The sequence below is a fragment of the Pseudoalteromonas sp. MMG012 genome (assembly GCF_018100875.1).
Lineage (GTDB): Bacteria > Pseudomonadota > Gammaproteobacteria > Enterobacterales > Alteromonadaceae > Pseudoalteromonas > Pseudoalteromonas aurantia.
In genome coordinates, this window is the sequence record NZ_JAGJEF010000094.1 from 1 (window position 1) to 14,753 (window position 14,753).

General features: G+C 44.2%; 6 protein-coding genes. 4 read left to right on the top strand and 2 right to left on the bottom strand.

From position 1 onward, the window contains the following. The 4 genes from J8L97_RS20570 to rlmB form a co-directional block, all read left to right on the top strand. The coding region (locus J8L97_RS20570; protein WP_211052488.1) for an SdrD B-like domain-containing protein at positions 1–5,907 on the top strand (5,907 nt) is incomplete at its 5' end. Continuing rightward, positions 5,900–9,982 carry an OmpA family protein gene (locus J8L97_RS20575; RefSeq protein WP_211052490.1) on the top strand — a complete coding sequence of 1,361 codons (4,083 nt, stop codon included), beginning with the start codon at positions 5,900–5,902 and terminating at the stop codon, positions 9,980–9,982. The genes J8L97_RS20570 and J8L97_RS20575, both read left to right, overlap by 8 nt. Before the next feature lie 132 nt (positions 9,983–10,114). Further along, on the top strand, positions 10,115–12,592 hold the full coding sequence (gene rnr / locus J8L97_RS20580; RefSeq protein WP_211052492.1) for a ribonuclease R: 2,478 nt from the start codon (positions 10,115–10,117) through the stop codon (positions 12,590–12,592). 5 nt (positions 12,593–12,597) lie between these two features. Continuing rightward, positions 12,598–13,338 (top strand): 23S rRNA (guanosine(2251)-2'-O)-methyltransferase RlmB, encoded by a 741-nt coding sequence (gene rlmB, locus J8L97_RS20585; RefSeq protein WP_138591017.1) that lies wholly within the window; start codon positions 12,598–12,600, stop codon positions 13,336–13,338. A gap of 74 nt (positions 13,339–13,412) precedes the next feature. On the opposite strand, the gene yjjG is transcribed toward rlmB, so the two are convergent. Then, complete coding sequence (gene yjjG, locus J8L97_RS20590; RefSeq protein WP_211052494.1) at positions 13,413–14,090, bottom strand: pyrimidine 5'-nucleotidase; 678 nt, start codon at positions 14,088–14,090, stop codon at positions 13,413–13,415. A gap of 8 nt (positions 14,091–14,098) precedes the next feature. After that, the gene (yjjX, locus tag J8L97_RS20595; RefSeq protein WP_211052496.1) at positions 14,099–14,638 is read right to left on the bottom strand and encodes an inosine/xanthosine triphosphatase; all 540 of its coding nucleotides are present in this window, start codon (positions 14,636–14,638) and stop codon (positions 14,099–14,101) included. Positions 14,639–14,753 lie beyond the last annotated feature (115 nt).

The window sequence follows — 14,753 nt, forward strand, 5'->3', positions numbered from 1 at the left end:
GGTGATACACCCAGTTACGAAGACGGCCAAGATTACCTTGATGGCATACAGAATACCTATGCGGGCAAAAATGTGGTGAAGATCACTACGGTAGGTAAACCAAGCAAGGTGATCTTTACCGAACTGCCTAATGCAGGCGAAGCCCGTGTTGAGGGCGCTGTGTTTGTCGATGGCAATCAAAATGGCATCAAGGAAAGCAAAGATTTGGCGATCACTAACCTTACTGTCACGCTGAGCGGTAAAGATGAATTTGGCAACGCAGTGTCATTGACCACCAACACCGATAGCAATGGCGCATTCAAATTTGACGCACTGCGTCAACCGAATGCAGACGGGTATATGGTGACACGCGCAGATACGCCAAGTTACGAAGATGGCCAAGATTACCTTGATGGTGTGCAGAATACCTATGCGGGTAAGAACGTCGTTAAGACCATCAAGGTTGGTAAACCAAGTAAGGTAGTCTTTACCGAGCAAGCGAATGCTGGAAGTTTACAGCTTGAAGGGCGAGTGATTTTAGATGTTAATCAAGACAAAGTATTTGGTAAAGGCGATAAAGGCTTGGCAAATATTTCGTTCGAGTTGTCAGGGAAAGATGAATTTGGCTTTGATATAAAATTAAGTACAACGTCAAATAATAATGGCGAGTTTGTATTTACAGAGTTACGCCAGCCCTCGCCTGACGGTTATTGGCTGTCGCAAGGAAAGGTCGATGTTTATTTAGATGGGCGAGATTACCTATCGGGCGCTGTGGTTAAAGAGCAAGATGGAATTAAATTACATCAGGTGGCATTAGCGAAAGGCGCGGTTTTATTTACTGAAAAGCATCCTAATAATGAGGCGAAGATCAGTGGCCGAGTTTACCTTGATGTTGCGCAAGATGGGACTGAGCAGTCCCAAGATAGACATATTTCTGGCGTTGAACTGATCCTTTCAGGGCAAGATGTTCTAGGTCGTGAGGTGAATTTAGAAACCACGACCGATCAGCTGGGGAATTATGCATTTGATAACTTATTTGCCTCGAATAGCCAAGGGTATACTGTAAAACAGGTTCATCCTGCCTTGTACAATGATGGTATCGACTACTTAGCATCTAAGGCGATTAGCAATAGTCAAAAAAGTGATGTGGTCGATAATATAGCATTGGTGAACTCAGCACATATACGGTTAGATTTTACTGAGCAGTTACCAGCCAATGATGCCAAAATCACAGGCACTATTTTTGTTGATGTTGCGCAAGATGGTCAATTCAGTACGAATGATAAAACGCTTTCTGGCTATGTAATTAAATTGGTGGGCAAAGATTTATTTGATAATGAAATATCATTGAGTACGACATCAGACAGTCAGGGTCAGTTTGAATTTATACAGCTGTATGCTGCTAATAGTAAGGGGTATCGCCTTACTCATACACAGTCTGACGTATATGTTGATGGCGCAGACTACCTGAATAATACCAAGCAAACCAACCCTGACGATGTCGTTACAGTCAGCGTTGCCACTTCAAGTACGACACATGTTGATTTAACCGAACAATTACCTGCTAACGACAGTGCTATCAATATCATTGTATTTGCAGATAAAAATCAAAATGGGCAGTTGGATACGATAGATTCAGCTTTGGTGAATACAGAAGTATCTATATCGGGTAAGAATATACTGGGTGAGAGTGTAAATTTCAGTGCGCTGACAGATAGTCAAGGTAGAACGTCATTTACACAACTTTATGCGTCTGATGCGCAGGGTTATACACTTACCCAAGTGCAACCTGCATATCACTTTGATGGTAAAGATTATGTACAAGACAGCTTAATAAGCAACAGTGACAATACCGATATTATTACTCAGTTGCGTGTATCGGGCAGTAATATATTAACGGCAGAGTTTACGGAGTTAGCACCCGTCAATGATGCGCTAATAACTGGGCGCGTATTTGTTGACCAACAACAAAATGGCCAATTTGACACTTCAGACAGTGGTTTAGAGAATGTAACAGTGACTCTGCAAGGGGCAGATATATTTGATCGTTCTGTCCAAGCAACGGCCGTTACCAACAGCGAGGGTGATTTTAAGTTTGAGCAGTTATACGCATCGAACTCTGCAGGTTATAGCTTGCTTCAATCTCAACCAGCGGATTATTTAGATGGCCTTGATTACAAGCAAGGTGTAACAAGCATAGAGAGCGACCGTATTGTAAATATTGTTGTCGCACAAAGTACTCAGCAAGATGGCTACTTGTTTACCGAGTTGGAACAGGCGAATTCAAGTATCAGCGGTGTGGTGATAAGTGATTTGAATCATGACGGCTTGGTGCAAAATGGCGAACTGGGTATTGCCAAAGTGGAGATCACACTGACGGGGACCTCACGTTATGGCGAGGTTGTTAACCACAGTGTAAGCAGTGATTCAAATGGGACATTTATTTTTGAGCATTTGCCTGCCAGTGATATTCGTGGCTATCAAATTAAGCAAATACAGCCTCATGGTTGGTATGACGGCCTAGAATCTCTCGCAGGTCAAATTCAAACCAGTGAGAATGACGTGTTTAATATTGTGCTCGACTCCTCACAAGATGTTGATAGTTTAGTGTTCGCTGAGTTAGCGTTATCGCAAGTCAGTGGCTTTGTGTTTGTTGATACTGACGACAATTTATTACTTAGCTCAGAGGAGCGCAGTATTTCGAACGTCGCTATAACGTTACGTGGTATCAGTATCAATAGCGAAGTCATTGAATTATCAGTGCAAACCAATGCAAGCGGTTTTTATCAATTCACTGAGTTACCACCAAGTAATCATCAAGGCTATCAACTAAGTCAAGTTCAACCTAATAATTACGCTGATAATTTTGATGCCATAGGCGGTGAGCGTATTGCCGAGAGTGATAAAACTGATGTGATTTTACTTGGTCAGGTATGGCCTGGCAGCAATTTAATCAACAATAACTTTACTGAGCGTTATGCAATCGAATTGCAAGGGAGAGTATTCGTTGATATGGATGACGATGCCAAACTACCGGCACTATTAAGTAAAAATGAATATCAAGCGCTTGCTATTAGTGATGTTTTGATCACTTTATCAGGGAGTGACTATCGCGGTGAAGCGGTTAAGCAAGAAACACGAACCAATGAATTGGGTGAATATCAATTTACTGATTTAGCCCCGAGTTCAGCACAAGGGTATGTGATTGAACAACTTCAACCTGAGCAGTACGTGGATGGTCAAGAAATGGCGATGGCACAATTGGTTGCCAACTCTAAAGGCCAAGACATTATCACCACACCTCCGTTGTTAGGCACAAAAAACTATGCGTATTTCGATTTTGCTGAATTACCAAAGGCGTCAATTGGCGGCACCGTTTGGGTCGACAGTGATGAAAATGGCCTGCTTGATGACAATGAAACTATCGGTATTAGTGGTGTTACCCTGAGACTGTCAGGAGTAACAACAGATAATGAAGCAGTAGAAATAGTCACGACCAGTAATGAACAAGGGGTCTTTTTGTTCGACTATTTACGCCCAGGTGTTTATCAGGTAATTCAAACACATCCAACAGCTTGGCTGGATGGGAAAGAGCAATTGGGTTCTCTTGGCGGCAATCTGCAAAATGATGGTTTCTTAAATATAACCCTAGGATTGGGAGGGCATGGCATTGGGTACAACTTTGCTGAGCGTGGCAGTCATATTGCCGGTACGGTGTATGTTGATTTAAACGATGATGGCGAGCAACAGCGTTCAGAAATTGGCTTAAATGATGTTGCGATTCATATTTCAGGTGTAGATTTAAACAATCAGAGTGTTTCTCGTACCGCAACCACAGATCGTTATGGTCGTTATCAGATCCGTAACTTACCCCTGTCAGATCAAAATGGCTTTGCATTGACAGAAACGCAACCAGAAAATACCCAAGATGGTAAAGAAGCCGCTGGCAGTATTGGGGGAGTAGTTGCCCCGAGAATTGGTGACGACCAAATCAGTGAAATCATCATAGAGCGTCATATTACCGATGCAACAGCGTATAACTTTGGCGAACAGTTAATGAATCCGGCTGCGATCAGCGGTGCGGTTTGGCAAGACAATAACCATAACCGTTCTGATGATGACGGTAACGGCCAAGCTGGATGGTTAGTTGAGTTACTACCCGATCAATTAAATGGTGAGGCTAACGAATTAGATTCTGAACCGCTAGCGGTTGTTGAATCTGATCAAAGTGGTAAATATCGATTTGAAGGCTTACCTGTGGGGGTATACGAAGTGCGTTTTCGTCATCCTCAGGGAGGCGTGATTTATGGCATTCCAGTATCAAATGATCCTGATACCAATACAGACAAAGGCACTATTTTAAATATTGTGCTCAGTGCCGGAGAGCATGTGTCTGAACAATCTCTTCCAGTTGATCCATCAGGGGTGATTTACGATGTCAATTCACGTACGCCAATACAAGGTGCAAAAATTGAGATCACAGGTCCAGTGGGGTTTGATCCTGATTTACATTTGGTGGGGGGGCAGCCGAATGTGGAGCAAACCACTGGGGATGATGGTTTCTATCAATTTTTATTATTTGCACAAGCGCCAGCTGGTGAATACCGTTTAGAGGTGACTTCACCAAGTGGTTATTACAGCGGCCTGTCAAAGCAATTACCTGTATGTGATGTGCAGCTTAAAGTCGGTGCTCATGAATTACCTGTGACGGTACATAAAGTAAATACCGCGCCGACATTAGCGACGGTAAAACATGATCCTTTGGCATGTCCTAGCGATTCACAAGGCATCTATGCCTCAATGGACTCTACGCAGTACTATACCCGTTTTTTCATCCAGCCAAAACTGCCATCAGGTAATGTGGTAAACAACCATATTCCATTAGATCCTTATGATGAAAGTATGGTGCAAGTGAGTAAAAAAGCACTGAAACAAGATGTGGTGATTGGTGAGCTGATCCCGTATCACATTGCCATTCATAATCGTGCAGAAATAAGCATTAACCCAGTTGATTTTATTGATCAGCTTCCTGCTGGGTTTAAGTATGTTACAGGAAGTGCTCGCATTGACGGGCAATTCATGGAACCACAACAAATGGGACGTCAGTTGCGTTGGAATGGACGCACCTTGTCACCTCAGCAAAGTGTGCTGATTGATTTACTGGTTGTCGTTGGTGCTGGTGTGAGTGAAGGCAAGTTTGTCAACCAAGCATGGGCTGAGTTTAGTGGTGGTCAATTTAATGGTTTAAATACCAAGCGCATTTCAAATATCGCTAGTGCAACCGTGCGTGTGATCCCTGATTCAATCATGGACTGTAGTGATTTAACTGGGCAAGTATTTGACGATATGAACCGTAATGGCATTCATGAGCCTCAAGAACCCGGCTTACCAGCAGTTAAATTAGCCACAGCACAAGGGCTTTGGATCACTACAGATCAATATGGTCGTTATCACCTTGCGTGTGCCGATGTGCCACATCAAAGTCGAGGTAGCAATTTTATCATTAAGGTTGATACACGAAGCTTACCGTCTGGGTATCGAGTGACGACAGAAAACCCTCGAGTGGTGCGTCTTACGCGAGGTAAAAATGTGGAAGCTAATTTTGCTGCCAGCATTCATCGTGTGGCACGTATTCAATTAAGTGATGAAGCATTTGAAAATGGACAGATCAAAGCAAACTATCGGGCGCAGTTAAATCAACTACTGAATACTGTTGCATCAACAGATGTGGTGATAAGACTGGCATACCGTGATGCTAAAAATGAAGGTTATGAGATAGCGCAACAGCGTGTTGCGCATCTAAAAGAATGGCTTGTTGAGCAATGGCAAGACAGCAATAAGGATCACACCTTGACAGTGGAAGAAGAAATTGTCGAATCGGTATTTTCGCAGCCCCAGAGCGCGAAAAAAGGGGTTCCCCATGATTAAATTAAGTGCTTTAAACCCTGTATCGGTTTCAGTTTTGATTGCGTTAAGCTGCAACATAAATAATTTGGCATATGCCGCAAGCTTAGAAAATAACACTGCACGTAATCCGGATGTTGCCAGTAATACTGAGCAGCAATTAGTACAAAAACACTTTGTGCTACACGCGCTAGCGCCCGTCAGTGACAAAGAGGTAGGGCAAACACAGACAGAGCAAGTCGCCAAAGAAGCCAATTATGTGAAAGATTCTGCGATTCGTTTTGTGTCAGGAAAGCACTTTCTAACCGGCTCAACAAAACAAGAAATGGATTTTATTGTTGGTCAGCTTCGCGGAAAAAAACAATTAAAATTACACTTCATTGGCCATGCTGACAGCCAACGGCTCAGCCCGAATGCGAAGAAAATTTATAAAACCAATCAGGGCCTGTCAGAGCATCGAGCGGATATTGTGGCTGGCTACTTCCGCCAGCAATTAGGGCTAAAAAGTGATACGACTACCACTGTTGGCCGTTCAAATCGCGAACCCATTGCCAGTAACGCCACCTTAGCGGGCATGGCGCGAAATCGCCGTGTTGAAGTAATAGCGGTGTATGTTGAAGAAAAAACCACAACCAAAACAATGATACAAGCTGGGCCACAACGACAGCTGATATGTGACAACGCGCTATTACCACAACCTGCAATGACGATTACACTGGATGGGCAACCGTTTGCGTCTGGTGATAGCGCCAATAATGCTGATCAACAGCGCTGTGCAGATGTGGCGCTTAAAAAAATGCAGCTGCAATTGAAATACGACCCACTTGAAGCACTACCTAAGCTCAGTATTCAACACGCGTTATCCCAATCGGGTAATACCTTGATGATGCATTTAAAGGGTTACAGTAACTACAGCAGCTTTATAAAATATGCAGAAGTCTTGGTTATGGCGCCGGATGACCAGCAAGTACTTAGTAAAGTATCATTGAATGATAATTTAGAAGGAAAGTGGCGATTACCTAGTAACCTGCTAGGCATGAGCTTATCGTACCGACTGAGAGTGTATGACAACAGCGGCCGTTTTGATGAAACAATACTTAATAGCGCCGACTTTCGGCCGAAATTTGCGGTAGAGCCAGAGAAAGTAACAGGGTACTTACTGACAAGCTACGGCAAGTCCCAGTTAGAAAAGCAAAATATCAAAGTAGCGGGAGGCACGCTAACATTATATGGCGAGCAAGTGCCGGAGCAGCATCATGTGTTCTTTTTAGGTCGCGTGGTGGCTATCACCCGTGAGCGTAAATTTGTCCATCAGCAAATTGTTCGTTCCGGCTTTCATCGTGCAGAGGTTGCCGTACTAGATGATGATGGCAATGGCACTTTGATCCACCGTGATTTAGCGCTACCAAAAAGTGATTGGTTTTATGTGGCGATGGCTGATTTAACGATTGGGCAAAATAGCCATAATGGGCCGGTTGATTTGCTCAATAAAACTCAGCATAAAGATGGAGAGTTATTTGCTGACGGTCGTTTGGCGGGTTACATCACAGGAAAATGGCAAGACGAGTACCATGTCACAGCAAGAATCGATACTCGTGAAGCGCCCCTTAACGAGCTATTTTCGAACATTCACCAAAAAGATCCAAAAAGCTTATTTAGGCGTTTGGAAGAACAAGCCCACCCGAGTGAATTTGCTGATGACTCCACCACACGAGATGATGCGCCAAGTAATGGTAAGCTGTATTTAAAAATTGCCAAAGATGATAATCAGGTTTTATGGGGTAACTTTAATACGCAAATAAGCGATACAGAGTTAAGCCGAGTTGAGCGTGGCTTATACGGGTTGCAAGCGAAGTATGTCAGCGATGATGTAACACAATTTGGTGAACATGCCGCTGGTGCAGAGTTATTTGTCGCGGAAGCTGAAACCCTACCTGCCTATGAAACGCATCGTGCCACCGGAGGCTCGCTTTATTATCTCCAACATCAAGATATTGTTATTGGCTCTGAGCAAGTAGCGGTTGAAGTACGCGATAAAACCTCGGGTTTAGTGTTAGTGCGTCGGGCATTGGTTGCAGGCCAAGATTATGATATTGATGCTTTGCAAGGGCGTATATTACTCACTAAACCTTTGTCGTCATTTGAATTTGATGACTTATTAGTCCGTGCTGCAAGCTTAGATAACAATCCTACTTATCTAATTGCTAATTATGAATACAGCGCAGGATTTTCGCAGCTAAACAATTTGACCTATGGTGGCCGTGTTAGTCAGTGGTTAAACGACAAAGTGCAAATCGGCGCAACAGTACGTCAGCAAAAGCTTGATGAGTATGATGATAACTTATTTGGCTTAGATGCGATATATCGGCACAGTGAACACAGTTATGTGAAGGTTGAGGCGGCGGAAACACAAGGTATTGCGAGTGCGTTAAGTACTTTCAATGGTGGCTTTAGTTTTGACAATATACAATCAGCAGAAACCCCCACAAAAGCTCAAGGGGTGCGCGTTGAAGCTGCCTCTACATGGCACGAATTGGGGTTAAATAATGATGGCAAGGTCAATGTGTATTGGCAAAAATTACAACAAGGCTTCGCGGGGCTTGGCCAAGTAAATGCCGATGAAGCGCAAACCGCAGGGGTTTTATTAAGCTGGCAAGCAACTGCTGATACGCAGGTTAAACTGAAAGCTGACGAGAATAGGGTTAAAGTGCGGTATCACCGCCAAGCGGCTGAGCTAGACATTGCACATGAATTGACTGAGCAATGGCAAGTGAGCGCAGGGATCCGTATGGATAAGCGTGAGCAGCTACATGCTGTATCATCTGAAAATGCACTTGTGGTAGGGCAAACAGATGAAGGCCAGCGCACTGATGTAGCTTTACAGCTGAAATATAATCCAAAAACAGACTGGTTAGCGTATGGGTTTGTACAAGGTACACTCGATAAAGAAGCGACGCGTCAAGCCAATGATCGAGTTGGTTTTGGCGGGGAAATTCAGGTTTCTGATGCGATCACGCTCAAAGGCGAAACATCTCAAGGAAAGCAAGGCTTTGCGGCTGTTGCTGGCGTTGATTATGCTTATAGCGCGTTAGGAAATGTGTATCTCAATTATCAATTAGACCCAGACGGAGATGATTTATTCAATTCTCGTCAACAGCGTCAATGGGTAACCGGCGCTCGGCATCGCTTTAGTGATTCAACCAGTGTGTATGGTGAGCAACAATTCCAAAAAGATGACCGTCAAACGGGTATTACGCATGCTTATGGGGTAGATCATAGTATTAATGAACGTTGGCAAGTTCAGGTGGGCTTTGAAAATGGCGACATAGATTTATTTGAGCAAGGTCAATTGGCGCGAGATAGTGTGACTTTAGGGTTAGGCTATTTACATCAAGGTCTACGCTGGTCTGGTGCTTTAGAGTATCGTCAAGATAGCACCGATAATGAGCAGCGTACAAACTGGCTAATGCGTCATAACTTTACTGCAAAACTGTCGCCCGATTGGCGTGCGCAGTTACGCCTTGATACAGCAATAAGTGAGAGTAATGTTGAAACTGAAAATAGTGGCTTAAACAGTGACTTTACGGAGTTTCAGTTAGGATTTGCTTATCGCCCTGTTGAAGTAAGCCCTTGGTCTGCGATGGCGAGTGTGACTTATTTAGAAGATTTAGCACCTGCGCAGCAACTCAATGGCATTGGCTTAGATAACACCCCACAGCAACGTAGTACGGTATGGTCAGTTGATGTGAATTACCGCTTAACTTCGCGTTGGCGAGTGGGGGCTAAGTTTGCTCAGCGTACAGGAGAGGTGCGATTAGGGCGCGACGCAGGACCTTGGTTTGACTCAACTGCTCAGTTGCATGTACTCAGAGCAGATTATCATTTAGCACATAACTGGGATGCAACCATAGAGTGGCGTAATTTAGCTGTCGATCGTGCGCAAGACGAGCGTAGCGGTGCACTTGCAGCCATTCATCGCCACGTGGGAGAGCATATGAAAGTGGGTATTGGTTATAACTTTACCGAATTCTCTGATGATTTAACGGATTTTGATTATGACTCAAAAGGTTGGTTTATCAATTTAACGGGTAAATTTTAACAAATAAACGCACTGGCCCAGTGGGTATGTTAGCAATGCTACTGGGCTACACAAAACTTTCATTGTCTGCGGCTGTCTCATTGTTCGATTTTGGGTTAAAATAACGACATAACTCCATTAACAAGATAGTGAATGTCAAAACAGGATCCTTACCTTAGCCGAGAGCAAGATAAATACGAAAACCCAGTTCCCAGCCGTGAATTTATTTTAGAGCACATTAAAAAAGTGTCAGCAAAAGCGGCCACCTTTAGTCACCTCTGTAGTGATTTGAATGTCTTCGAATCAGAGCGGCAAATAGCCTTTAAGCGTCGTTTGCGCGCAATGGAACGTGACGGTCAATTACATTTCAATAAGTTTAAACGTTATGTGATCCCAACCGATGATGGGTTGGTTAAAGGTCGAGTGATCGGGCATCGTGATGGCTTTGGATTTTTGGTGGTGGAAGGCGAACCTAAAGACTGGTTTGTTGCAAAACATCAAATGAATATGGTTTTGCACGGTGACATTGTTTTAGCCAAAGCAGCAAGCCGTGGTTCTGGCGGTAAAGTAGAAGCGCGCATTATAAAAGTACTCGCGGGTGAGCGTGCACCAATTGTTGGACGCTATTTCGTTGAGCATGGCACGGCCGTTGTGGTGCCAGAAGATCCGCGTCTTACCCAAGACATTATTATATTGCCTGGTAGCGAAAATGGGGCGCGCCATAATCAAATGGTGCAGGTTGAGATCACACAAAGCCCAAGCAGACAAATGAATGCGGTGGGCAAAGTACTTGAAGTGCTCGGCGATCACATGGCGCCAGGCATGGAAATTGAAGTGGCGTTGCGTAATCACGACATTCCACATGTATGGCCAGAAGCGGTGTTAGAACAAGTAGCGAAACATGGTGAGTTTGTTGAAGAAGCTGATAAAGCCGGGCGGGTTGATTTACGCGAGCTACCGTTAGTCACCATTGATGGTGAAGATGCCCGGGACTTTGATGATGCCGTTTATTGCGAACGTAAAAAGTCAGGTGGATGGCGCCTATGGGTCGCCATTGCCGATGTGTCTCATTATGTACCAAAAGGCAGTGCACTGGATAAAGAAGCCATTGAACGCGGTAACTCAGTGTATTTTCCTGAGCAAGTGATCCCGATGCTTCCTAAAGTGCTGTCGAATGGACTGTGTTCACTGAACCCAGAAGTCGACCGCTTATGCATGGTGGCAGAAATGACGGTCTCTGAAGCGGGTAAGTTGTCTGGTTATCGTTTTTGCGAAGCGATCATGAACTCACATGCACGCCTCACTTACACCAAAGTACATGCTATTTTGCAAGGTGATGAAATACTGCGCGAACAATATGCCGCGGTTGTGCCGCATTTGACTGATTTACAGCAAATGTATATGGCATTGAAGTCGGCACGTCAGACACGAGGTGCCATCGAGTTTGAAACCGTTGAAACTCGCTTTGTGTTTAACGCCCATCGCAAAATTGAATCTATCGTGCCCTTGGTACGCAACGATGCGCATAAGCTGATTGAAGAATGTATGATTTTAGCCAATGTGTCAGCGGCTAAACTATTAGAAAAACATGAAGCACCCGCGCTATATCGCATTCACGATGAGCCGGACCAAGAAAAGCTCAGTCACTTTAGACAATTTTTAAATGACTTAGGCATTGAAAGTTTACTGCCTAACGACCCTGAGCCAAAAGAATTAACGGCGGCGCTGGCAAAATTGGGTGATCGCCCAGAAAAAGAATTGATCCAGACCATGTTATTACGCTCTATGAAGCAAGCCGTGTATCAGGCTGATAACATTGGACACTATGGACTCGCGCTGTCGGCGTACGCGCATTTTACATCACCTATCCGCCGTTACCCTGATTTAGTGGTTCATCGTGCGATTAAAGGTATATTAGCAAGCCAAGGCCAGCAAACATCGGGTGCTTATGTTTACGAAAATGATGAAGTCGATAGGTTAGGTGAGCAATGCTCGACCACTGAACGTCGTGCTGATGATGCGACCCGAGAAGTGGCTGACTGGCTCAAATGTGAATACATGCAAGATCATGTAGGAGATGAATTCTCTGGTGTGGTGTCGTCAGTGACCAACTTTGGCTTATTTGTTCGCTTAGATGACTTGCAAATTGATGGCTTAATTCATGTTTCTAACTTGGGGCAAGAGTACTACCAATATGATGGGGCCAAGCATACCCTCATTGGTGAGCACTCCCACTCAGTTTACCGTTTAGGTGATAAGCTTACTGTGACAGTTGCGTCTGTGAGCTTAGACGAGCGTCGAGTTAACTTGGTATTGGCGGGAGAGGCGGTACCTGATAGATACGCACGTCGACGTGCAAAACCACAGGCTAAATCAAAACAACATGCACCAAGTAGTGTGCGTTCACAGCTAAAAGCAGGTAAAATCCCCAGCAAAGACCAGCAAGATGAGCAGAGTAAGCCGTCTAAAAAGCCGAGTAAGGGTAAAAAGACCACGCCGAAAGGTAAGCTGAAAAAAGCGAAATCGTCGAGTGCTGAAGTGACTAAAGGCAAAGCAAAACCTAAAGCCAAAAAAGCCAAAGCAAAGCGCCCTGGTAAAAACGCCCGTAAACGTAAAAGCACTGGAGCATAAACGCAGTGAGTAATGAATTAATTTATGGTTTTCATTCTATTGAAGCCATTTTAAACAAAGAGCCTGAGCGCTTTTTAGAGATCTACGCATTAAAAGGGCGTGAAGATAAACGCTTAAATCCAATCATTAATGAAGCACGTAGATTTGGCATTTCGGTGCAGTTTATGCAGCGTAAAGCGTTAGATAACAAATCAAAAGGTGAGCAACATCAAGGTATTATTGCTAATGTGAAAGCGGCACGTACTTACAGCGAACGAGATTTAGATGACATCATTGCCAGAGAAGACAATCCCTTCTTTTTAGTATTAGATGGTGTCACTGATCCGCATAACCTAGGAGCTTGTTTACGTAGTGCTGATGCTGCGGGTGTACATGGCGTGATTGTGCCAAAAGATAAGTCGGCAAAATTAACTGGTACCGCTCGTAAAGTGGCCTGTGGGGCTGCAGAAACGGTGCCGTTGATCCAAGTCACCAACCTTGCACGTACTCTGCGTGATATTAAAGAGGCGGGTGTTTGGGTTGCGGGTACCGCTGGTGAAACAGACACGCATGTGTTTGATGCCAGCTTAACGGGCCCAATTGCAATCATCATGGGGGCAGAAGGAGATGGTATGCGCCGTTTAACTCGTGAACATTGTGATATTTTGGTGAAAATTCCTATGGTTGGCACGGTATCAAGTTTGAACGTATCTGTGGCAACTGGAGTGTGTTTGTTTGAAGTGTTGCGTCAACGTAACGCGGTCTAACTCACTGACAGTGTTATTCATGAGGTTAGAGATTACTCTGACCTCATTATCTTTTTTCCCTTGTGTTACCCCCACTATTCCTCAGCCAACAAACGGGCTAACTCGTTCAATGAGCGCACAGTATAAGTAGGCTTTATGTCAGCTGGGCATGATTGATTCTGGTGCTGTAACCAGCAGCTGTCAATACCAAACTGGTTAGCACCCAAAATGTCGCTACTCGGGGTATCACCGACCATCAGTACTTTAGATTTATTTGGCTCACCAAAAAGCGATAAAGTGTGTTGGAAAATCTTGGGGTCTGGTTTTGCAATGCCGACTAGCTCAGAAATAACCAAGTTCTCAAAGTGTTCAGTAAGACCGGTGTGAGCCAATCTACGTTGCTGCAATGCGGCAAACCCATTGGTAATGATCCCTAGCTTGGCTTTACCCTGTAACTGGGTTAATAATTCGCGCGCACCGGGTAAAGGTTCACAAATTGCAGCCATTGCCGTTAAAAACCCTTCGTTGAGTTGCTCCGCAGGTACATTGAGCTTGTTGGCCCACGATGAAAAGCGAGTAACTTGTAATGTTTTGGCATCGATACGGCCTGCCTGATAATCCAGCCATAATGGTGCGTTGACCTGCTGATACTCTGTAAAGTGCTCAGCAGTAAATGTGACCCCATATTGTGCGAACATGATTTGCAACCCCGCAAATGCATTAAAGCTAAACAGGGTTTCATCGGCATCAAATAAAATATGTGTGTATTTCATAGTACCCTTTATTGATTGTTGAACAGCTCTGCATGAATGAAAGGTGCCATAGCCAAGGTTAAGGCTTGCGTGTAGGTACTTTCTCTTGTTGCTAAGTTATTGGTAAGCAAGCCAATCGCACCGCCTTTTTGCTTTATGTTGGTGGTGTTGAAAGTTTTGTCCATTACCGGTCCAAGCTCCTCTCCTGCGATCAGTGCGTCAAAAATCACTTGAGGGAGCGGTAGGTTACTGCTGCGGTTTACACTGGTGTGCTGTGAATTTGCTATTACGACATAGGCAAATGTTGCAGGACCATAGCTAAATTGGTGTGCGCCGCCTTCCATTGCACAGTAATAATCAGCTTTGTGATGCTGCATTAAATACTCGACCCTATTTTGTGCGCCAAGTCGTGTTTGTTCTTCCCCTAAAGGTTGCTCAGGCACCAAGGAAGGCGCATGTAGCCCTTCGCAATGGATGTTTTTATCAGGAAAGTAATTGCTAAAAACCTGCTTTGCAGCATTTATTTTTATTGGGTTTTGCGAGCCAACTAAGATGCTTAACTGTGTCATTGAAATCTCGTGCTGTACAAAAGAGCAAACAGTGTAAGCTTGGTACTATTTACCCGCAAGTTAAATAACCTCAGATTTGAGTAAGGGTTTTGGAATAGAAAATGTTTTATAAATA